Annotated in this window: 17 protein-coding genes and 1 tRNA gene; 6 read left to right on the forward strand and 12 right to left on the reverse strand. The window is 70.7% G+C overall.

Annotated features, from left to right (window positions below):
- Positions 1-48: 48 nt before the first annotated feature.
- The 3 genes from DEO23_RS05820 to DEO23_RS05830 form a co-directional block, all read right to left on the reverse strand.
- Positions 49-1,299 carry a CDP-glycerol glycerophosphotransferase family protein gene (locus tag DEO23_RS05820; RefSeq protein WP_109275078.1) on the reverse strand — a complete coding sequence of 417 codons (1,251 nt, stop codon included), beginning with the start codon at positions 1,297-1,299 and terminating at the stop codon, positions 49-51.
- Positions 1,299-3,029: a glycosyltransferase gene (locus DEO23_RS05825; protein WP_133249847.1), complete on the reverse strand. Its 1,731-nt coding sequence runs from the start codon at positions 3,027-3,029 to the stop codon at positions 1,299-1,301. Before DEO23_RS05825 ends, DEO23_RS05820 begins: the two co-directional genes overlap by 1 nt.
- Positions 3,030-3,146: 117 nt before the next feature.
- Positions 3,147-3,551, reverse strand: a complete 405-nt coding sequence (locus DEO23_RS05830) for an MGMT family protein (protein ID WP_109275080.1) — start codon at positions 3,549-3,551, stop codon at positions 3,147-3,149.
- A 32-nt stretch (positions 3,552-3,583) separates the two neighbouring features.
- On the opposite strand from DEO23_RS05830, the gene DEO23_RS05835 reads away from it, so the two are divergent.
- On the forward strand, positions 3,584-4,393 hold the full coding sequence (locus DEO23_RS05835; protein WP_240613236.1) for a DUF4194 domain-containing protein: 810 nt from the start codon (positions 3,584-3,586) through the stop codon (positions 4,391-4,393).
- 139 nt (positions 4,394-4,532) lie between these two features.
- On the opposite strand, the gene DEO23_RS05840 is transcribed toward DEO23_RS05835, so the two are convergent.
- Positions 4,533-4,751, reverse strand: a complete 219-nt coding sequence (locus DEO23_RS05840) for a CDGSH iron-sulfur domain-containing protein (RefSeq protein WP_109275081.1) — start codon at positions 4,749-4,751, stop codon at positions 4,533-4,535.
- The gene (locus tag DEO23_RS05845; RefSeq protein ID WP_109275082.1) at positions 4,751-5,689 is read right to left on the reverse strand and encodes an iron-containing redox enzyme family protein; all 939 of its coding nucleotides are present in this window, start codon (positions 5,687-5,689) and stop codon (positions 4,751-4,753) included. Before DEO23_RS05845 ends, DEO23_RS05840 begins: the two co-directional genes overlap by 1 nt.
- Before the next feature lie 191 nt (positions 5,690-5,880).
- Here DEO23_RS05845 and DEO23_RS05850 point away from each other — a divergent pair, with 191 nt between their 5' ends.
- The 5 genes from DEO23_RS05850 (at position 5,881) to DEO23_RS05870 (ending at position 14,142) form a co-directional block, all read left to right on the forward strand.
- Positions 5,881-6,291, forward strand: a complete 411-nt coding sequence (locus tag DEO23_RS05850) for a transporter substrate-binding domain-containing protein (RefSeq protein ID WP_240613237.1) — start codon at positions 5,881-5,883, stop codon at positions 6,289-6,291.
- Entirely contained in the window at positions 6,288-7,298 is a 1,011-nt protein-coding gene (locus DEO23_RS05855; RefSeq protein WP_109275084.1) for a cation diffusion facilitator family transporter, read from the forward strand. Before DEO23_RS05850 ends, DEO23_RS05855 begins: the two co-directional genes overlap by 4 nt.
- A 426-nt stretch (positions 7,299-7,724) precedes the next feature.
- A complete protein-coding gene (locus DEO23_RS05860) occupies positions 7,725-11,111 on the forward strand; it encodes an ATP-binding protein (protein WP_109275085.1) in 3,387 nt (1,128 codons plus the stop codon).
- Positions 11,112-11,253: 142 nt separating this feature from the next.
- Positions 11,254-11,787, forward strand: a complete 534-nt coding sequence (locus tag DEO23_RS05865; RefSeq protein ID WP_133249848.1) for a hypothetical protein — start codon at positions 11,254-11,256, stop codon at positions 11,785-11,787.
- Between the two features lie 72 nt (positions 11,788-11,859).
- Entirely contained in the window at positions 11,860-14,142 is a 2,283-nt protein-coding gene (locus tag DEO23_RS05870) for an Ig-like domain-containing protein (RefSeq protein ID WP_133249849.1), read from the forward strand.
- A gap of 30 nt (positions 14,143-14,172) precedes the next feature.
- On the opposite strand, the gene DEO23_RS05875 is transcribed toward DEO23_RS05870, so the two are convergent.
- From DEO23_RS05875 to DEO23_RS05900, 7 genes are all read right to left on the reverse strand, one after another.
- The gene (locus tag DEO23_RS05875; protein WP_109275088.1) at positions 14,173-14,826 is read right to left on the reverse strand and encodes a LytR C-terminal domain-containing protein; all 654 of its coding nucleotides are present in this window, start codon (positions 14,824-14,826) and stop codon (positions 14,173-14,175) included.
- Positions 14,827-14,838: 12 nt separating this feature from the next.
- A complete protein-coding gene (locus tag DEO23_RS05880; RefSeq protein ID WP_109275089.1) occupies positions 14,839-16,248 on the reverse strand; it encodes a beta-N-acetylhexosaminidase in 1,410 nt (469 codons plus the stop codon).
- Between the two features lie 270 nt (positions 16,249-16,518).
- The gene (locus DEO23_RS16325; protein WP_240613310.1) at positions 16,519-16,770 is read right to left on the reverse strand and encodes a C40 family peptidase; all 252 of its coding nucleotides are present in this window, start codon (positions 16,768-16,770) and stop codon (positions 16,519-16,521) included.
- Complete coding sequence (locus DEO23_RS05885; protein WP_240613239.1) at positions 16,718-17,614, reverse strand: peptidoglycan-binding domain-containing protein; 897 nt, start codon at positions 17,612-17,614, stop codon at positions 16,718-16,720. The genes DEO23_RS16325 and DEO23_RS05885 overlap by 53 nt, the downstream gene beginning before the upstream one ends.
- Positions 17,615-18,395: 781 nt before the next feature.
- Positions 18,396-18,472, reverse strand: a tRNA-Pro gene (locus tag DEO23_RS05890).
- 103 nt (positions 18,473-18,575) lie between these two features.
- Positions 18,576-19,592: a metallophosphoesterase gene (locus DEO23_RS05895; RefSeq protein ID WP_109275090.1), complete on the reverse strand. Its 1,017-nt coding sequence runs from the start codon at positions 19,590-19,592 to the stop codon at positions 18,576-18,578.
- A gap of 2 nt (positions 19,593-19,594) precedes the next feature.
- Positions 19,595-21,964 carry a transglycosylase domain-containing protein gene (locus DEO23_RS05900; protein ID WP_205678879.1) on the reverse strand — a complete coding sequence of 790 codons (2,370 nt, stop codon included), beginning with the start codon at positions 21,962-21,964 and terminating at the stop codon, positions 19,595-19,597.
- Positions 21,965-22,104: the final 140 nt, after the last annotated feature.

Consider the following 22,104-nt stretch of genomic DNA (forward strand, 5'->3'; position numbering starts at 1 on the left):
ACTCCGTGATCCAGCCCATGCCCTGGGCAGAGCGCTGCCCGCGAGCGGTCACCGGGGGTCCTCCTGGATCTGGTTCTGCTGGATCGAGGCCCACAGCTCGTCCCGCAGCACGGCGAGGTCGTCGCAGGCCTTCAGGAAGCGCTCCAGGGATGCGCCCGGGGTGGTGTCCCCCAGGTAGTACTCGGTGAGCGCGCGACGCTCGTCGGCGAGCGGATCCTCCGTGATCTGCTCGTTCGCGACCTCCCCGGCGCGCGGGGCGTCCTGCGCGCTCAGGCGCGGTGCCATCTGCAGCAGGCGGGTCGCGGCCTCGCGCGGCCCCTCGGGGGAGGCGGCCCGGGTGACGATCAGCGGCTTGCGCGTGGACAGCCAGTCCGTCGCCACGGCGGAGACGTCACAGATCATCAGGTCCGCGCGGGCGAAGTCCTCCTGGGTGCTGTGGCCCTCCGAGACCTCCTGGCCGTGCTCGACGAGCAGCTCGCGCAGGCGGGCGTCGGCCTCCCCGTACTCGGGCAGGCGCACGCCGGTCAGCGGATGCGGGCGGTAGATCACGCGCAGCCCGGCGGCGAGCAGGGAGTGGACGATCATCTCGGACTGCGTGGTCAGCGAGGAGTAGGCGACGCTCGCCTGCCCGCCCTCCCAGGTCGGTGCGTAGAGCACGGCGGGCGGCGACCCCTCGGGGCGCGCGGGCAGGGTCACCCGGTCGGTGTCCAGGCTCGGACGGCCGACGGGGATGCAGCGGGTGCGGGCGTCGAACAGGGTCGAGTAGCGCTCGATGCGGTCGATCGCCGCCTGCCCGGCCACGAAGGAGAAGTCGTAGGCCTTGATCTGGTTCGAGACCGAGACCCCCTTGTCGCTGTCACCGTGCAGGAGGGAGACGTGGAGCGCCGAACGGCTGCGCAGCGGCGCCGTGTTCAGCGGGTTGTAGTTGACGTACAGGATCAGCCGGGTGCTGCTGCGCAGGATCAGCGCATCCAGCGTCGCGTCCCGCGCGACCGTGATCACCGGCATGGTCACCATGTCGCGCAGCCGTGCCGCGACCCGCGAGTCCATGCAGATGATGGTGACGCCGCGCCGGGCGTGCAGCTCCTTGAGGGGGCCGAACCAGTCGCGCAGCTGGTAGAGGCTCTCGAGGGTGTCGGGGAAGTAGAGGACGACGTCGCCCTCGAGCACCGTGTCGGTCAGGCGGTCGTCGTCGCCCAGGCCGTCGGGCACGCCGCCGGGCAGCAGCCCGAACCGGCGCAGGAGGCGTCCGCCGGTGCTGCGCACCCTGCGCTTCAGAGAATTGCCGCGAGGGGCCATCAGCGACCTCCCTTCCCGTTGCTGTCGTCCCTGGTCTCGTTGCCGCTGCCGTTGCCGGTGGCGTCGGCGAGGATCCGCCGCCAGGCCACGTCGGTGGTCCAGGCCGGGAGGGCCCGGGCGTAGCGCCGGCGCAGGCGCCCCCAGCGCGCCCCGAGACCCGCGTGGGTGCGCAGGACCCGGAGCAGGAGCGCGCGATCATCGTGGCCGTCGATCGTGAAGGCGTCGATCCTCGCGCCGTCCGGGGAGGTGATGATCACCCCGTCCGCCCCGAGCGTGGTGCGCCAGGAGATCTCCTCGGCCGGCAGCGCGAGAACCTCCTGGGGCGTGCGGGACGGCGCCAGCAGGCGGCGCTGGGCGCGCAGAGCGCCCGCGGGCAGGGAGAAGGGTGCCGTCCGGGTGGGGGAGAGGTCGGCGGTGCGTGCCTGCTGGCGCTCGCGCCAGTCGTCCACGATCCGCTGGCCGTCCTGGCGGGCACGCCCGAGGTCCTTCCCCAGCCACGATTCCGGACCGCTCAGCGCGGCGCGGGCGCCGTCGTCCCACAGCAGCGCGGTCAGGTGCAGTCCGGAGAGCACGTGCTTGGCCTGGTGGAGCAGCGAGTGGACGAGCACTCCCGGCCCCGCTCCGCAGGCGGCGGCGGTCGCCAGCCGGTTGCGGTGCAGGATCCGCGCGCTCCAGCTCATCTGGGTGCGGTAGGCGTCCCACGAGGGATGGGTGACCGACGCACCGGGCAGCACGGCCGTGCTGTAGCCGTTGCGGGTGGCCCGCAGGCCGTACTCGGCGTCGTCCCACTTCAGGAAGTACGGGGCGGGCAGGCCCAGCAGACCGACCGCTCCGGGCGGCAGCAGCGTGCCCCACCAGCCGGTGTAGTCCGGTGCGGTGCGGGGCAGCAGCGCGTCCCAGTCGGCGGGGGTGGTGCCGCGCAGGTCCAGCGGGCCCTCCATGCCGTCGGCGGGGCGCCAGAAGAACGGGGTCCTGTCCACGTGCTCGGCGTGGGCGAGCAGGGTGCCGGGCGCGTCGGCCGCGAGCAGTCCGGTGCCCACGATCGTGGGGGCCTCGGCAAGCGTCTGGAAGGTGAGGATCCTGCGCATCGACTCCGCCGAGATCACGGCGTCGTCGTCGGAGAGGAACACCGCCTGGGAGGGGTCGCTCAGGGAGGCGAGCATGCCACGGGCGTAGCCTCCCGATCCGCCCAGGTTCGGCTGCTCGATGAGCTCGATCGAGGGCTGTTGCTCCCGCAGCTCGGTGAAGGGGGCGTGGGAGGCCAGCGTGCCGGCCTGGTCGATCACGAGCACGCGGGCCACGTGCTCCATCGCCGCGAAGGCGGCCGCCTGCGCGGTCGCGTCCTGCTCACGACGGAACGTGGGGACCACGGCGGTCACCTGCGGGAGCGTGAGCGCGCGTCGGGCGCCTCCTGCGCTGCCGGCGGGCTCACGGTCCGAGACCTCGACGCTCCAGCGCACGCTCGAGGCGCCGGCGACCCACAGCCACGGGGGCGTCGTCGGGTCCGTGAGGTCGAGGGTGCGAGGGTTCGCGCCGAGCTCGCCGAGATCCTCGATCACCCCGTCCCGTCCCCCGAGCAGGCGCGCAGGCGTGCTCGGGTCGGCTGCTCGGGCCGTGACCTGCACGGGCCGGGCGCCCACCGCGGGGCGCCAGGCCCAGGCGGCGAAGGTCTGCTCCCACAGCGGGGTGTCCTCGCCGGTGGTCTGCTGCAGCGTCGTTCCGACGTGCACGGGGCCTCCTCGGAACACGCGTGGAAGTGGTCGGGCGGTCGGGTCCCTCGGGCCTGCCCGACGGGACCGATCCGAGGTTACAGCAGGGCGAACGGGCGACGAACGAGGCGTGATCGATCAGGCGTCGGGCGCGGGCGCGGGCGCGGGCTGTTCGGGCGGATCCGCGCCTTCGGGCGGGTTCTCGTGCTCGGGCAGGTCGGCCCAGACGCGCTCGGCGTCGGCCGAGAGCTGGCCGTGATCGGCCCGGTAGCGCCGCATCCGGCATCCGCGACCGTTCGGCTTCAGCTCGATCCCCTCCTCGTCCCAGCGGACGCGGGCGCGCGCGACGAGGGGGACGGGCAGATCGCCGTCGGCCGAGGTCACCCGCCACCACGGCACGCCCGAGCCCCACTGGCTCATGATCCGACCCACCTGGCGCGCGCCGAGCCCGCACACATCGCCCACCTGTCCGTAGCTGGCGACACGGCCGGGCGGTATCACCTCGACGGTGCGCAGCACGCGCTCCACGGTGAGATCGTCCATGGCGCCCAGTCTCGCAGGTACCCTCGTGAACCGTGACCACCGCGACCTCCTCCGCCATGCCCGGCTCGTCGTCCTCCGCGAACGAGGACCAGGACCCGGCCGCACCCACCACCTCGGGCCTGGGAGCACTGGTCGACGACTCCCGGCGCGTCCTGGTGGCCCTGCTGCAGGGGCCCTTCGTCGACGGCCGACGTGAGCCCCAGCGCTACGGGCAGCTGTTGCGGGACCGCCCGGCGATCGAGGCGCGGCTGGCGGACATGTTCCTCGAGCTCGTCCTGGACGACGACGCCCAGGTCGCCTTCGTGCGCCAGAGCGAGGAGGACCCCGACGCCCCCAAGCTGCTGCGGCGCCTCTCGGGCCTGAACCGACTTGATTCCGTGCTGCTGCTGGTGCTGCGTCAGATGCTGCTCACGCAGTCCTCCCGCGGTCAGCGAGCCGTGGTCTCCGAGGCCGAGATCCAGCAGGCGCTCGCCGCCTACCGTCGTTCCACGTCGACCGACGAGGCGGGCTTCGCCAAGGAGGTGCGCGCCTCGATCACCAAGATCCAGCGCGCCGGCCTGCTCGAGGAGCAGGGCGATTCCTACGAGGTCTCCCCGGTGCTGCGCCTGATGATCGGCCCGGACACCGCACGCGAGTTCATCGCGCTGTACCGTGAGGCGGGAGCCGACACCCTGGCCGACCCGGCCGATGCCGACGAGGACATCGACGTCGACGAGGGCAGTGACGCGGACGAGCACGTCGGCGCGGAAGGAGAACGTGAATCCGCGGACGACATCGAGGGTGACGACGAGGGGGCGGAGCCGGCAGGTACGCGGGGCAGCGGTGACGACGGGAACAGTTAGGACCGGGCCGGGCGAGGGGTGCGCGAGTCAGGATGACGCCGGCTGAGCGGGCGACGCCGGCACCTCGCTCGGCGTGCGTGAGATGGGCTGGCTCCTCCGCGCCGCGCCTGGGGACGCCCCGGAGGAAGAGCGCAGAGCCTCATCCGGAGGATCTGTTCCTCTTCATCGCCTTGTGGGTACCGTCGCACCATGGCTTGATGGCCGACCCTCCGCACATGCAGACCGCGCTGACCGGGCGTCGGGTCGCGTGCTGGTTGCCCTCGGTGTCCTGCACGAGGTGATCCCCCCGCACGAGCAGGGGCCCGCCAGGGCAGAGAACGAGATCAGGTCCCGGCTCGTTGGTGCCCTCAGCACCCATCACGACCACTCCTCGAGCATGCGCGTCGCGTACCGGTCCTCGACGTGCAGGCACGTCCAGGCACCGAAGTAGATGTTCGGGTAATGATCGGGGGACTCCTGCAGCAGCGGCTCACAGATGTTCCGGACCGCGAGCTGCTCGTGGACGGCATCGGCCTCGACGTGCTCGGTGTAGTACGCGGCCATCTGGGGTGGGAAACCGAGACGCGCGAGACCTCCGGCGATCTTTCGGCAGGGAGCCGAGCTCGTGGCTTCGAAAGCGGCGAGGAAGCCGAGCGAAGCCGCCCGCAGACGGCGATTGAGCCCGAACATGCTCATGGCGTTGTCCTGCTCGAGGATCTCGAGCGGTGCCTCGTCGATGTAGGCGCCGTACGCGGCCGAGAGCCCGCTCGCCTCGAGCCCGCGAGCGAAGAGGTGCGCGTGAAGGCGGTGCGGGTCGCCCGCCCCGTACTCGTCGTACTGCAGCTCGACCACGGCGGCCTTGACGCGGTGTGAGAGACGCGGGACCGTCCACATCGTGTGGTCGGACTCCTTGAGCGAGTAGATCGACTTGTGCCTCAGGAACTGCTGCATCTGCTCGGCGGTGGCTGAACTCCGCAGCCGGCCGACGAGGGAGGGGCCGTCGTGCCCGGCGATGAACGCGAAGAAGTCCTCGGCGAACCGTCCCGGTCTCGGGATCTCCGGCTGGCGGTCACGCAGTTCTTGCTCGTATGCGTGCTCGATCTCGCGGCGCAGCGAGATCAGCGCGGGAGCCCATTCGAGGTCGTCGACCGCATCGTCGAAGCCTTGGTGGTGCAATGCGTACAGGATCCACAAGGCGATCTGGCTGTCCTCCGCGCTGTCAGGAGCGGGGGCGTTCTCGACGTCCCGTGGGTTGCCGGAGCGCAGAGCGTCGGCGAGAACACCGCTCAGAGAGCCCCGTGCGGAGGGGATCAGCATGGTCACCGTGTCCTTCGTGTTGGCGTGGCGAACAGCCGGGCTGGCCTCCTGTTACTGAATCACCACGATATAGGGTCGGTGGCACATCGCAGCAGGAACAAGGAGTGGCCACCGTGCTCATACCGTCCCGACGCGCCATGCTGCTACTCGCGGGAGCTACAGCCCTGACTTCGTCAGGATGCGCCGGCACCGTGCCGCTCGACGCGAAGGGGGCTCTGAAGCGCGCGACCAACGGGCCTCTCTACGTCGGCGCCGCCGAGAACCTGCCGTGGACGCGGGTCGCGGACGACGGAACCGTCAGCGGCCCTGAGGCCGATCTGATCAGGGACTATGCCTCCGGGATCGGCGCTCGCATCCACTGGACGCGAGACGCTGTGAGCGAGCTGGCCCGGAGGATGAAGGACGACCAGCTCGACCTCGTCATCGGGGGGCTGGCGGCCGACACCCCCTGGTCGGACAAGATCGCCCCGACCCGCCCCTACCGAACGGTTCGTTCCGCGGACGGCTCGAAGCAGAAGCTCGTGATCGGAGTCCGCCCGGGGGAGAACGCTCTGCAGGTCTCGCTCGAACGGTTCCTCGCGAGGAGGTCGGGAGAGCTGTGAGCGGGAACCGACGCGGTGAGCCGGCACCGGAGAAGACATCGCCCTCGGGGCGTGACGCGCTGCCGGAGGAACAGCGACGGGTGCTCCGGAAGGCGATCCGCTTGGAGTGGTTCTCGCTGGTCTTCCTCGCGGTCACGGTCACCCTGGTCGCTCTCGTGTCGGGGCAGTCCCAGGCCATGAAGGCGGCGTGGCTCGAGGATTCGATGTCGCTGCTGCCGCCGATCGCCTTCCTCGTCGCCGCCCGCATGATCGGCAAGAGCTCCGATCGGCACCACCCCTACGGTCATCACCGCTCGATCGGTGTGGCGCACGTGGTCTCGGCGGCGGCGCTGCTGGGCATGGGGATCTTCCTCGTGGTGGATTCGCTGACCACGCTCGTGACGGTCGAGCGTCCATCAGTGGGGCTCACGGTGGTGCTCGGACACGGGTTCTGGGCGGGCTGGTCGATGATCGCGGTCATGGTCGTCACCAACATCCCGCCGATCTTCATCGGTCGCGCCAAGATGAAGCTCGCGGAGCCGCTGCACGACAAGGTCCTGTACGCCGATGCCGACATGAACAAGGCCAACTGGACCTCGGCGCTGGCCACGGTGATCGGTGTGCTGGGCATCGGTGTGGGGTTGTGGTGGGCCGATTCCGTCGCCGCGATCCTGGTCTCGATCTCGATCCTCCATGACGGAGTGAAGAACCTGCGTGCCTCGATCCTCGGCCTCACCGACAGCGAGGCGCGGACCTTCGACGACAAGGCGCCCCATCCCCTGATCGACGAGGTCGAGCGGGTCGCGCGGGAGGCCGAATGGGTCGCCGACGCCGCGAGCCGTGTGCGGGACGAGGGGCATGTCTTCCATGTCGAGATGTTCGTGGTCCCCGCCCCCGGGGCCGCTGTGACCGGCGCGCGCTGCGAGGAGCTGCGCACGGCCCTGCGCGGCGTGGACTGGAAGGTGCACGACGTCGTGATCGCCCCCGTCGCCCGAATACCAGCCGACCAGGCATTCCGAGGCGAGTGACGTGGGCAGCATCGAGAACGTCACCGAGTACGCCGAACACGTCGCCGCAAAGCACGCAGAGCACGCAGAGCACGCAGAGCACGCAGGGTCGCTGGGGCTCCGCGGCGCCTGACGGCCGGGCCCGCCCGGACCGGCGCCCTTGGCTCGCCCGGGCCGGCACGCTTGGCCCGCCCGGGCCGGCGCGCCGCCGGACCGCGTGGGCCAGCGCGATGCCGGACCGCGTGGCTACTTCTATAGGACAGTTCCGAGCCAAATCGGCCCCGATTCGGCTCGGAACTGTCCTATAGAGGGTCTGGGCGCCCATGTGGGCAGACTCCCCGCCAGCCTGGAGCGTGTGTCTGCCCACTCGCAGGGGCTGCCCGCCCCGTCGTGCCCCGCGCACCCCGCCCGCACCCCGCGCCCCGCCGTCCCCGGTACCCTTCTGGGGTGGATTCCGATGCAACGACCCTCGACCTGCCGGGCCTCGCCGAGGAGACCGGCGAGAGCGCCGCTCCCGCGCAGACCGATCCGGAGCACCCGCACCCCGGCCAGTGGCGCCTGGTGCACGTGCAGGTGTCGAACTGGGGGACCTTCCACGGCACCCACGACCTCGAGATCTCCCCGCGCGGCTACTTCCTGACCGGCGGCCCCGGCACCGGCAAGTCCACGTTGCTGGACGCGATCAGCGCGCTGCTCACCCCGCCGCGCACCCTCCACTTCAACGCCGCCGCGTCGGACGCCGGCCCCGCCCGCTCGAAGTACCGCCGCACCGTCGCCAGCTACGTGCGCGGCGCCTGGGCGATGCACTACGACGCCGCGACCGGCGAGTTCAGCCAGGAGGTGCTGCGCGAGAAGACCACGCTGACGGTCCTCACGCTGCGCTTCTCGGACGGGCAGGGCGGCACCGTCCAGCTCTCGCGTCTGCTGCTGCTGCAGGCCGGTCACACGTCGGACTCGGACGTGAAGAGCCTGTACGTGATCGCCCGCAAGCCCCTGGACACGACGGACCTGCGCCAGTTCGTCTCCAGTCAGATCGAGGGACGTGCCCTCGAGGCCGCCCAACCCGGCACCGAGACCTTCCGCCAGTTCCGCGAGTACCGCGCGAAGTTCTGCCAGCTCCTGGGCATCCCCGACGAGAAGGCGCTGGGCCTGCTCCACAAGATCCAGAGCGCCAAGGAGCTCGGCGACGTCAACGCCCTGCTGCGCGACTACATGCTCGACGAGCCCCGCACCTTCGAGCTCGCCGATCAGGCGCTGACGAACTTCCACAACCTCTCCGAGGTCTACGACGCACTGATCACCGCGCGCGAGCAGCGGGACCTGCTGCGGGGCCTGCGGGACGCCCACACCTCCTGGAAGGAGATGCGCCAGCGGGGCGGGGAGCTCGTGGACCGTCGCAGCGACATCGACGTCTACGCCGCCCAGCACCTGGTCCGCCTCCTCGAGGGCGAGCAGGAGCGCCTGCAGCTCGAGCGGGACCGTGTGGGCGCCCAGCAGCGTCGCCTGACCCAGGACCTCGCCGATTCCCGCGCCGACCTCGTCCAGCTCAAGGAGCAGCGCCGTCGGGCCGGTGGTGGCGAGATCGACGACTGGAAGCAGCAGATCGCCGGCCTGGACGTCGAACGCGAGCGCCGTAAGGAGAGGGCCGCGGAATTCGCCTCCCAGCTCGCGACCGTCGAGCTGCGCACGCCTGTCAGCGAGGACCTGTTCCTGGCCACCCAGCGCGAGGTCGACCAGCTGCGGCGCACCCTGGAGAGCGAGGAGAAGGGTGCCGACGAGAACCGCTGGCAGGCCGAGGCGAAGGTCCGCGACCTCCAGAAGGACCTCCAGCAGACCGTCGCGGAGCTGGAGTCGCTGACCTCCCGCGCCTCCAACCTGCACTCCGAGGACATCACGGTGCGCGACATGATCGCCCGCGAGGTCGGCGTCGCCCCCACCGACCTCCCCTTCGCGGCCGAGCTGCTGCAGGTCAGCAGCGGCGAGGAGGAATGGACCGCCGCCGCCGAGCAGGCCCTGCGCGGGCTCGCCCGCTCGATCCTCGTGCCCGAGCGGGTCTACCGGGAGGTCGCCGGCGTCATCGATCGCACCCGGCTGCGCCGCCGCATCTCCTACAACCGGGTCAACACCGATCTCACCCGGCCCGCACGGCGGATCGATCCGGCCACGCTCGCGGCGAAGCTCGACGTCAAGGACGGCGAGTTCCACACCTGGCTCAGCGGGGAGATCGCCTCGCGCATGGACTACGTGTGCGCGGAGGACCTCGGCGAGTTCACCCGCCTGAACCGGGCCGTGCTGCGCTCGGGACAGATCAAGCATTCGGCCTCGCGGCACGAGAAGAACACCGACCGGGCGATCAACGACCGCTCCCAGTGGGTGCTGGGCTTCGACAACCGCGGCAAGCGCGCCGTCTTCGAGAGCGAGCGCACCCGCGCCGAGCAGGCCCTGTTCGAGGCGCAGGCCCAGCGCAAGGACGTCGAGAACGAGGCCGAGCGGCGCCGTGAGCGCCTGTTCGCCCTGCAGGCGCTCGCCGCCGTGGAATGGGACGACATCGACGCGGCGTCGGTCGCTCGGCGCATCGCGAACCTCCGGGACATGGTGCGGGCGGCCGAGTCCGGCTCCGAGGCCCTCGCCGACCTCGCCCGGCAGATCGACGACGTCGAGCAGTCCATCACCGACGCCGACGAGGAGCTCCTCGAGGTCGCACGCAGTGTCGGCAAGCTCGGTGAGCAGGCCGAGCGGGCCGGCGAACGGCTCGCCAAGGCCAAGGAGCGGCTGAGCGAGCGCTCGCTCACCCCGGAGGTCGAGGAGGAGCTCTCCGAGCGCTTCCACGCGATCGCGCCCACCATCGTGCTCTCCACGATCGACCAGGTCACCAAGGACGCCTCGGCGACCCTGGACGCCGAGCTGGTGGACCTGACCAAGCGCACCTCCCGGGCCGAGGAGGACATGCGCACCGCGATGCGCGAGTTCGCCCGACGCTGGCCCGCCGAGGCCGGTGACACGGATGTCTCCCTCGACGCCGCCGGCGACCACCTCGCCATCCTGCAGCGCATCGAGGAGGAGAAGCTCCCGGACGTCGAGGACCGCTTCTTCGAGTTCTTCACCGGCAACACCCTCGGGGACGTGCAGGCGCTGGCGACCGCCATCGCCCGCGAGCCCGCGGAGATCAAGAAGCGCCTGCAGCGCATCAACGCGCTGCTCTCGCAGGTCGAGTTCCATTCCGGCCGGTACCTGCAGCTGTCCATGCGGCCGGTGCACCTGGCGGCGCTCGACGAGTTCAAGAAGGCCCTCGAGGACGCCGTCGCCGGGACCATCGAGAACGACATCACCCGGGACCGGGAGAAGGCCGAGGAACGCTTCGTCTCCCTGCGTCACCTGATGGAGCTGATCGCCGGTGCCCGCACCAAGGACGACCAGGTCTCCCGGGCGATCCTGGACGTGCGCCGCCACGTGCACTTCCACGCCGAGGAGGTCGACGGCGAGGGCAACGTCGTCCACGCTCACGAGTCCGGCGGCCCGCTCTCGGGCGGTCAGAACGAGCGGCTGACCACGTTCTGCCTGGCCGCGGCCCTGCGCTACCAGCTCGCGGGGACCGGCATCGATGTGCCCCGCTACGCGCCGATCATCATCGACGAGGCGTTCTCGAAGGGCGCGGGCAAGTTCATCACCGCCGCGATGGAGTCGTTCCGCCACTTCGGCTTCCAGGTGGTGCTGGCGAACCCCGGCAAGAACCCGCAGGCCCTGGCCCCGTTCATCGGCGGCGTGGGCGTGGTCTCGATCCGCGAGGACCGCTACTCCCAGATCAGCCCCATCGAGTTCGTCGCCGCCGAGTGAGCCGGCCGCGCTGCCGATGGGGACTTCTCCCCATCGGCAGCAGCAGGTGCTCGTGGATAGCGTGGGGCCGTCCGCGCGAGCCCCGCGCAGACCCGGGTGCGCAGCCGGGGGAGAGCGCGAGCCGCTGAGCGGAGGTGGCCGGATGATTGGAGTGCCCACCGGTCCCACGTCGGCGCTGCCGCGGATCGCCACCCCGCAGGATGCCCGTGCCCGGGTGCGTGAGATCCTCGGCGCCCTGCTCTCCGCGCTGCGCGAGACCGGCCGGAGCGCGCCCGCGCCGACCCCGGCCCTCGAGTTCTCCGAGCACCGGGCGGGGCGCGACCGTCCCACCGGTCTGCAGTGGCGCGGTGACCCCACCTTCCTGCACGTCAGCGCCTTGATAGCCTCCGACGGCCCGGCCCCTGGGGAGAGCTCCGTGCGACGCCTCCTCGAGGGTGCCGCCCACGCCGCCGGGGACCTGGGGCTGCGTGCTGCCGGGGCCCGGGACGTCAGCGAGGTCCATGAGCGCCTCTGGCAGGGAGGGGAGGGGGAGCGCGCCGAGGTGGTCGTCGGCGCGCGGATCCTGCTGCGCGCCCACAGCGGACCGTTCCTGCCGGGTCCCGAGCACACCCCGATCTCCACCACACCGGCGGAGGTCGCCCGTGGTCTGCGCCCTTCCCTGCTGCGGCCCCGCTGAGGGCACCGGGACGTCGTCCCCTCCCGGGAACGAGACCGCAGGATGCGGCGTTCCTGCTGGTACCGTGACCGGGTGCCCGGCACGGATGCGACCCCGCCGCCCACGCGCGCCGCGCGCGTGGCGCTGCCGCGACCCGTCCCGCACCGGGAACGCCCCGATCGCACCGCGCCGCCCGACGAGTCGCCGCGCCGCACCGCGGCCCTCCGGTCCGCGAGCAGGCGTTCGCTGCGCCTCGGCCTGGTCCTCGTGCTCGGACTGATGATCTCGCTCGTCAGCCCGTCGGCCGCCCTCGCGCTCGGGGAGAAGGGTCCCTTCGAGCTGCCGCTCTCGCGCGACTCGATCACGGTCGCTCCCGGCGTGGTCAACCGTGTCCCCCTCAGCAGCCTGCTGGAGGACGGCGCGGAGGACCAGCTGCAGCTGGACACGGCGAGACTGGCCGTCCCCTCGGAGGCCAGCGGATCCCAGCTCGATGCGATGACGCTCGCCTCCGACGGCTCGTCCTTGTCGGTCGAGGGGCAGGGCACCTGGACCGTCCAGGGCGAGAGCCTGGTCTACACCCCGGCCTCCGACTCCGACGGGAGCGACCCCGCCCCGATAGCGATCACCGTGGAGGCCACCAACGGCGTCCGCTCCCATGCGGTCGACCTGGAGGTCGATCCCAGCGCCGTCACCGAGAAGGACGTCACCGCCCCCGCCGGCACCACCGTGAGCCTGCCGCTGAACGGGAAGCTGGTGCCCGAGGGGACCGCGCGGATCCGGCTGCTGCTGGACACGATGCCCGCCGGCAGCTCGCTGTCGGGCGACGGGCGACGCCTGTTCGTCGCCGACGAGGGCATCTGGCAGCTCTCCCCGGACAACAGCTCGCTCACCTTCATCCCCTCCTCCGGGCACCTGGGCCGCTCGCCGGAGCCCGCCCGCTTCGTCACCGAGTCGAAGGACGGCTCCATCCTGAGCACCGGCGTCGTCGGCCTGAGCACCCCGGTGCTCACCGACATGGTGCGCGCCTCCGCCTATGGCGACCCCGTCGACTTCGCGGTCGGCGAGGACCAGGAGGACGTCGATGCCTCGACGTTGCGTCTGGTCCCGCTGGAGAGCATCAAGACCTCGGACGGCTCCGATGCGAGCGGATCCGACGGCGGCTCCGGGAGCGGGTCCGACTCCGGGAGCGCGACCGGGGAGCAGGGCGGCCAGGAGCAGGCCGGCGGCGACCAGGGCAGCGGGCAGGACGCGGACGACGCAGGAGACGGCGCGACCACCTCGGACGGCGGTGCGGCGGGCGACGGCGCGAAGGGCTCCGGGGCCGTCACCGTCACCGATGACGGCACCCGTGCGAAGGTGGCGGGCCAGGGCACCTGGACCCTCGACCGCTCGGACCAGCGCGTCCGCTTCACCCCCGAGGACGACGGGGTGACCGAGGCCGACCCCATCGGTGTGACCGGCCGCGACGACGACGGGAACACGGCAGGCGTGGCCACGTTGAGCCCCGGGTATCCCGCGATGCTGGACCAGACCGAGGTCGGTGCCGGCGGCAACACCATCGGCTTCGACCCCATGGACGCCTCCCACTACGTCCAGGCCGACTCGCTGCGCTTCTCGGACAAGGACCTGCCGGACGGCGCGGAGCTCGACGACAGCGGGCGCGAGCTGCGCATACCCGACCAGGGCACCTGGGAGATCGACGTGGACTCCCGCCTGGTGACCTTCGATCCCGTCCAGGGCGCCCGCAACGGCCTGCGCAGCCAGGTCTCGCTGACGGGGAGCGGCTCCTACGCCGACGACACCACCGCCACCAGCACGCTGACCGCGCTGGTCTCCGACACCGGGGCCGTGCTGCGCGACGACGACCTGCGCACCGCTCCGGGGCGCACCGTCCAGGTCGATCTGCTGGCCAACGACACCGCCGGTGCGACGACGGCCCCGCTCGCCCCGGCGACGGTGCGGATCAGCGCGCTGGACGCCGCCAACCTCGACGAGCTCGACCGCTACTCGGGCACCCATCTGGTGGTGCCGGGGGAGGGGGAGTACCGCGTGGGCAGCGACGGCGTGCTCACGTTCGTGCCCGCCGACGGCTTCCGGGGCCGCACCTCGCCGGTCGACTACACCGTCGAGGACGACGACGGCGTCCGCTACCGCGCGACCGTGACCGTGCACGTGGATCCGCAGCTCGCGAGCTCCTCGGGTCCGCGGGCCGACAGCAGCGCCGGCATCAACACGATGCTGTCCGGACTGATGCCCAGCTCCCGCTCCACCTCCGCGGTGTTCCTGACCATCGTGGTGCTGATCGGATTCGCGGGTGTGATGAGCCTGTTCATCGGCTCCCGAATGGAGTCCGACCGCCGCACCTGGAAGGACTGATCAGCCCTTCGCGGGCTCCATCGATCCTTCTCAGCCCGCCGCGCCGCCGTCCGATGCGCCCGTGGTGGCGCCGGAGCACCCGGACGGCACGGCCGCGGCCTTCGTCCGTGTCTCGGCGGCCTTCGACTTCGCCCGCAGGTCCTTGAAACCGTCGCCGATCAGCACGTCGACCGTCGAGTCCTCCCGATCCTCCTCGAGGCGGAGGCTGGGGTCGTCGAACTCTGCGGCGACGCTCGTGGCCGCGAGATATCCGGAGGGTCCGTAGACGATCGTCACCGGGCCGGAGGAGGCCTTGGTGTTGCCGGCCTTCCCGGGGTCGAATCCACGGTCCTCGAGAGTGCCCGCGACGTCCGCGGCCAGCCCGCTGCGCGAGGTCCCGTTCAGCACCGTGACGCTGACGTCCTCGGGTGCGACGGGCTTGGACCCGGGCGCAGGGCACTGCACGCCGTCCGCGCCGAGGGGGACGCTGGTGCCCGCATCGGAGGGTCCGGCGGCGGTGCCGCCGTCCTCCGTGAGCTGCCGGAGCGCATACGCGAGCGCGCAGACGATCCCGATCATCGCCACGGAGAACACGATCAGCTGGGTGATCCGGACCCGGCGCTGACGGCGGCGCCGCGCATCGCGGCGCCGCACGTCCACGTTCGAGCGCCCGTAGGGATGCGCATCCCGGTGCGAGGAGCTCATGGTGGCCCCGTATCAGTCCAGAGGACGGTACGAGACGCCCAGGGCGTCCAGGCGGGGGAGGTGACCGCGCAGTCGCTCCTCGAACTGCGAGAACGACTGCTCGGGCGAGCCCCAGGCCCGCTCGGCCAGCGCGCAGACGCGCGGGAAGGCCATGTAGCCGAGCTGCTCGGGGGTGGCGATGTACTCGGTCCACACCTGGCCCTGGACGCCCAGGACCAGCGCCGAGGTCCCCTCGTCGAGCTTCTTGGGCAGCAGCTGGTCGGTGTAGACGTCCTTGAGGGAGAGGTCCCCGCCGATCGCGAGCGGCTCCTTCTTCGGATTGCCCTGGTAGTAGTCGAAGTACAGGTGGGAGCTGGTGGAGACGACGGTGCGGAAGCCGCGGTCCAGCGACTCCTTCAGGCCGTCGTCCGTGCGCCAGTTCATGACGACCACGTCGTCGGGCACGTGGGACTCCAGGACCTCGTCCCAGGCGACCACCGTCTTGCCCTGCTCGGCCAGCACGTCGCTCGCGAACCGGGTGAAGCGGCCCTGGATCTCGGAGACGCGGGTCAGGCCCCACTCGTTCATCTTGTTGCGGGCGTCGCTCGAGCGCTCCCACTCCGTGCGCGGGCACTCGTCGCCGCCGATGTGGAAGAAGGGTGCGGGGAAGATGCCGGCGACCTGCTCGAGCACATCGCGCACGAAGTCGAAGGCCTGGTCGGAGACGCCGAGCACGTGGTCGGAGATGCCCCAGACCTGCCGCACCTCGATCTGCTGGTTCGGGAAGTTCCCCAGCTCGGGGTAGGAGGCGATCGCGGCCTGCATGTGCCCGGGCAGATCGATCTCCGGGACGATCATGACGCCGCGGTTCTGGGCGTAGGTCACCAGCTCGCGCAGCTCGTCCTGGGTGTAGAAGCCCTCGTGAGGGGTGTCGTCGAACTCCCAGGACTCCGGCTCGCCGCTCATGTGGCCGACGAGCGTGCGCTCTCGCCGCGAGCCGAACTCCGTGAGCTTCGGGTATCCCTTGATCTCGACGCGCCAGCCCTGATCATCGGTCAGGTGCAGGTGGAGCACGTTCAGGCGGTGCAGCGCGAGGGCGTCGATGAAGCGGTGGAGCGTCTCGACGTCGAAGAAGTGCCGTGCGACGTCCAGGTGCACTCCGCGCCATGCGTGCTCCGGGCTGTCGGAGATGGTGACGCAGGGGATCGAGCCGTCGGCGGTGAGGACGATCTGGTTGAAGGTGTTGCGGCCGTCGGCCAGCGCGGCCTCGCTGCCGGCGCTCAGATGCGCACCGGAAGGGGTGATCGACAGGGCGTACTCGGTGCGCGGCAGATCCTCCGAGATCCCGACCGAGAGGCCTTCCCAGGGGTCGGTGGTCTCCCACGTGCCCGAGGACCAGATGACGGAGCGGGGGAGCGGAACCAGACTGATCGGGTCGGACATGCGGATGGATCCTCTCTGACCTGGACGGCGTGCATGGCAAGTCTGTCACAGGTGCGAGGGCATGCCGGGGTCTTCGCCGCTCGACGTCCGGCCCCCGGACACAGAGGAGCCCGGCCACGAAGGACGCCGGACATGGACGAGCCCGGACACAGAGGAGCCCGGCCGGCGGACCGACCGGGCTCCTCACACGCCGTCCTGCTCCTTCCCGTTGGTGCTCACAGCACCGAGCAGGCATGACGTGGTCTCTAGGACCTCACGCGGATCAGGGGATCAGCGGTAGGTCACGAAGACGTGGGGGGCGCTCCAGATGGTGCGCTCCACGACCCTCTGCTGCGAACCAGAGGCATCGATGATCTGGTTGTTACCCACATAGATGCCGATGTGTCCGTAGTCGTTGCCGGTGAACGCCACCAGGTCGCCGGGCTTCGCCTGCGACTGGGAGATGATCCGGCCGCCGAAGGTCAGCTGCTTAGCTGTCCGCGGCACCGTGATGCCGTGGGCGTTGTAGGCGTACTTGACCAGGCCCGAGCAGTCGAAACCGGTCGACGGGCTCGAACCCCCCCCACTTGTAGGGGGACCCCTTCACGCTGCGGGCGGTGTTGATGATGCCCTGGCCGTTGAAGGAGCCGCTCGAGGAGCCGCCTCCCGAACCGCCGATGTTCGCGCTCGAGGACGAGAGCTTCGCCCACGTGTTCGTGCCGACCACGCCGTCGGCGGAGATGCCGGCTGCGCGCTGGAAGGCCTTGACGGAGCTCAGGGTCCGGGACCCGAAGACGCCGTCGACCGAGATGCCTGCACCGTGCTCGTTCAGGGAGCGCTGCAGGGTCTTGACCGCCGAGCCGCTCGAGCCGCTGCGCAGCTTCGGGTGGCTGGACGAGGAGGAGCCGGAGCCCGAGGACGACCCGAGCTTGCCCCAGGTGGACGGGCCGACGACGCCGTCCACGTGGATCCCAGCGCTGCGCTGGAACGACTTCACGGCGCTGAGGGTCTTGGAACCGAAGACGCCGTCCGTGGCGAGCCGCGCACCCTTGGCGTTGAGGCTCTTCTGGAGCGACGAGACGGCCGAACCGCGTGCGCCGAAGCGCAGCTTGACGTTCTTGTAGGCGGCGGGGGCGGGCGTCGACTTGGCTGCGGCGACGGCGGAACCCGCGACGGGGGCCGACGGAGCAGTCGTCGAGGGGTGGGCAGGTGCCGGAGCGGTCGCGGCATCAGCGGAGCCCATGGCCTGCAGGGAGGCCGTTGCCGTCACGGCGCCGACGACGGCCATGCCGCCGACGGTGCGACCGACGGGGGTCGTCAGACCCCGGTAGTCGATCACGGCTGGACCCGCAGCACGATGCGTGCGCCGGGTGCTGGTGCGGAACATAGGTTGCAGTCGCTTTCTCTGTCGCCGCACAGTGTCCCGCCCACGGGAAGCGACACCCTAGGGGTTCGCTGCGCCCGCCACCCAGGGAAGTGAGGAAGTGGGTCGAGAACGGTGGCGGGAGCGACTTCTCGACCGGTACCTGGGGAGAGGCACCGTGGTCACTCTAGGCGGACGCCTTCTGTACTTACGTAGGGCCTTTACGGCCACTATCTGATCCCTTTGCCAAGATTTTAAGTATTCCAGCCATTTCCGCCGTGTCGAAGACACGATGTCCGATTTTCGTGTGGTAATCACACCGTTGTGATTCAGGGTTTCTCGCGGGGTGGTTAGACCGTTTTCTTCGGTTTTCCCGGGCGGCGGGAATGCGGGGGAAGCGGCGCCAGGTCGGGTCAGGGTAGGGGCGGGTCGGGTCGGGTCGGGCAGGGGCGGGGCAGGGGCGGGGGCGGCAGGGGGGGGCCGGGTGTTGGCGCGGAGCGGTCGCGGGCCTGCGAGGGACTCATAGCGCACGCTGTGCCATATATGGCAGGGCGTGCGCTATATGTCCATCCGCGGCCACAAACATCCATGGCCCGACGGCTTGAGGCCCACTGCCCGACGGTTCGAGGGTCGCGGTCCGACGGCTCGCCGTCCACGGCGCGACGCCCGCGGCCAGTTGATCCGCTGGCCGACGCCGACGCCGACACCGACGCCGACGCAGACGCAGACGGTCCTCGCGGCCCGACCGCCCGCCACCGCCGAACACGCGAAGGGCCCCTGCCGAAGCAGGGGCCCTTCATGACGCTGGTCGGGGTGACAGGATTTGAACCTGCGACCTCCTCGTCCCGAACGAGGCGCGCTACCAAGCTGCGCCACACCCCGAGGTCTGGGTCGGTGAGCGGTCCGCGGTGGTTCGCCGAGGCGATGCCGTGTGCCGTTCTCCGACGGGAAACGATACCAAGCCCGCGCGAGTGGTCGCGACCTGTCAGGGCAGGCGAGAGCGCAACGTGAGCAACGTCGCCTCCGGAGGGTTCGCGAAGCGGAAGTTCGAGTACGGGCTCGCGCCGAGCCCTCCGCTCACGTTCAGAGGTACACCTCGCCAGGTCGAGAGGCCGCGCGCCTGCCGACGGGGCAGGTCGCAGTTCGTGACCAGGGCGCCGAAGCCGGGCACCCGGAGCTGTCCACCGTGCGTGTGCCCGGCGAAGATCAGGTCGACGCCGTCCTCCACGAACGCATCGAGCACGCGCTGGTACGGGGCGTGCGCGACCCCGATCCGCAGCGAGCCCGGAGCGGCCCCCTCCGTAGCGACCTCATCCGTCGCGGTCCCGCTCGGTGAGACCTCATCCGCAGCGACCTCACCCGAAGCGGCTCCACCCGAAGCGACTCCTTCCCGAGTGGACGCCGCCCGGGCCGGGAACTCGTCGCGCTCCAGGTGGGGGTCGTCGACCCCCACCAGGTCCACCTGCAGGCCCGTCAGCGCGAGACTCCCGCGAGTGTTCGTGAGGTCCACCCAGCCGTGGGCGGAGAGGGCGGACCGCAGCGCGCCGACGGGGAGGTCGGGCTCGCGGTCGGGACCGGTGAATCCCTGGGGGCGCGGGTCGGACAGGAAATAGCGCAGCGGGTTCTTCGGGTGCGGGGCGTACATGTCGTTCGACCCCATGACAAAGGCGCCGGGCCGGCGCAGCAGGGGGTCGATCGCGTCGGCCAGCACCGGGATCGACGCCGCCGAGGCGATGTTGTCGCCGGTGTCGATCACCAGGTGCGGCTTGAGCGTCTCGAGATGGCGCAGGAAGCTCAGCTTGCGCTGCTGATCCGGCACCAGGTGGGCGTCGCTGATGTGCAGGATCCGCACCGGGCGGGCGCCCGGCCGGAGGATCCGCAGCTCGTGCTCGCGAACGGTGAACCGGTCGATCTCGATGTGACGGGACCAGACGTGCGCCGCGGCGGCAGCGAGCACCCCGCCCCCCGCCACCGCGATCGCTGCTGTGCGGGCGCGGGTCATCCTCAGTCGCCCGTGTCCTGCTGGTCCTGGCCCTGCTGGCCCTGCTGGCCACCCTGGCCCTGCTGGCCGCCCTGGCCGCCGCCCTGCTGGCCACCCTCAGCGCCGCCGGTGTCGTTCGTCCCGGCGTTGGAGCCGCCGGTGTTCACGCGGCCGCCGCCACCCTTGCCCGGATCGGTCTCCTTGGGCGCGCCCTTGGGCTGCTTCGGGAACTTCTCGTTCGGCAGGTTCTTCTTCTTGTGCGCGTCGATCATGAACTCCTGCCACGTGGGCAGGGAGACCGTGTTGCCCCAGACCTCGCCGCGCTTGAGCATCTCGCCGTCGACCTTGAAGCCGGCGGGCCGCACGTTGCGGGTGGGGTTGCCGAACCAGACGGCGGTGCTCATCTGCCGCGTGAAGCCCACGTACCAGGTGTGGTACTGCGAGCCGGAGGTGCCGGTCTTCCCGCCAGCGTCGTGCCCGGGGATCACCTTGCCCTTGCCGGTCGCTCGAGGATCCTTGAGGTCCTGCTTGAGCACCCAGGAGACCTTGTCGGCCGTGGACTTGGAGATCTTCTGCTCGCACTGCCCGGCGCCGACGTCCTTCATCTTCTTGCCGTCGCGGTCGATGACCTCGTCGATGCCGGTGGGCTTGCAGTAGGTGCCCTCGGCCGCGTACGTCGCGTACGCCGCCGCCTGGTCGAGAGCGGAGATGCGCAGCTCCCCGAGGACGACCACGGAGGGGGCCAGCTCGGTCTTGTACATCTCCTCGATCGGCATGTCCGACGTGGACTTCTCGTAGGGGCTGTAGGTCGCGGGGATCGCGCCCAGGGAGCGGGCCTGCTCGGCGATGTCGCACAGGTCCAGTTCGCGGGCCATGTTGGCGTATGCGGTGTTGACCGAGAACTTCGTCGCGTTCAGCACGGTCTCCTGGGCCGACAGCGGCACGGAGACCGCGTTGTCGGGGTTGTAGCCCTGGGTCTCGAACCAGCGGCCCTTGCTCAGGCACTGCGCCGGGAAGGTCCTCATCTTCTTGCGGGCGGTGCCGACCTTGTCGTAGATCGACTTGCCGTGCTCGAGCCAGTCGGTGAGCACGTAAGGCTTGAACGTCGAGCCCACGGGGAAGCCGCTCGACCCGCCGAGCGCCTGCGGGACGTTGTAGTTCAGGGAGGTCTTGCCGCCCTCGGCGCCGGCGTGCGGGTCGAAGGTGCGGTTCTCGGCCATCACCAGCACCTTGCCCGTGCCCGGCTCGACGGTGACGATCGAGTGCCCGAATCCGCTCGGGTCGTCCTGCGGGACCTTGCGGTCCACGATCTTCTGGGCGTCCTTCTGGAGCTTCGGATCCAGCGTGGTCTTGATCGTGAGCCCGCCGCCGTACAGCAGCTTCTGGCGGTCCTCGTAGGTCTTGCCGAAGGAGGGGTCGTTCAGCAGGGTCCGGGTCACGTAGTCGCAGAAGAAGCCGTTGGAGCCCGCGTCGCCGCAGCCGGCCTGGATGTTCTTGACGTCCAGCATGTCGTCGATGGACTGCTGGGAGTACGTGTCGTAGTCCTTCTGCGAGATGTGGTCGTAGCGCAGCATCGCCGAGAGCACTTCGTTGCGCCGCTTCTCGGCCTGCTTCGGGTTCGTCTTGGGGTCGTTGCCGTTGGGGCTGTTCGTGATGCCGGCCAGCAGCGCCGCCTCACCGGGGTTGAGGTCCTTGGCGTCCTTGGAGAAGTAGTGCTGGGCGCCCGTCTGCACCCCGTACTGGGAAGGCCCGAACTGGGCGACGTTGAGGTAGGCGTTGAGGACCTCGTCCTTGCTCCAGCGTTTCTCGAGGGAGATCGCGAGCTTGGCCTCGCGCAGCTTGCGGCCGTAGCTCTGCTCGGTCGCCTCCGCCACCGCCTTCTTGTCGTGCTTCTGCTCGGCGTCCATCAGCAGGGCGTTCTTGACGTACTGCTGGGTGAGCGTGGATCCGCCCTGGGTGGCGCCGGACGCGGCGTTGTTCGCGAGGGCGCGGACGGTGCCCTGGAAGTCCATGCCGCCGTGGTCGTAGAAGCGGTGGTCCTCGATGTCGACGACGGCGTGCTGGACGTTCGGCGAGATCTCGTCCAGCGGCACCATGATCCGGTTCTCGCTGTAGAACGTCGCGAGCAGGGAACCGTCGGAGGCCTCGATCCGGCTCGCCTCGTTCAGCGGCTGCGTCTCCAGCTCCGAGGGCAGGGAGTCGAACAGGTCCGCGCCGTCCTTGGCGACGGCCGACGTCATCGAGACCGCCGGGAGGAAGAACGCCGCCAGCAGCACCCCGGCGATGCCGGCCACGGCGAGCATGCCCAGCAGCAGCGAGAAGACGCGCAGCAGGGCACCAGGCACCGAGGCGGGGCCGGCAGATCCACGAGGGGCGGAGTCAGGGGCAACCATGAGGACACAGTACGGCGCTCGGGGGTCGGGAGCCACGAGGCCGACGGGCGCGTCCCGCGCGCAGTGCGTGACGTCCGTCGGAAGGAGGCCGGAGGGGGACGGGGCGGTGGCCCTTGCCCGTAACCCGGTGCCGTAACCCG

The organism is Brachybacterium endophyticum, from assembly GCF_003130585.1.
GTDB lineage: Bacteria > Actinomycetota > Actinomycetes > Actinomycetales > Dermabacteraceae > Brachybacterium > Brachybacterium endophyticum.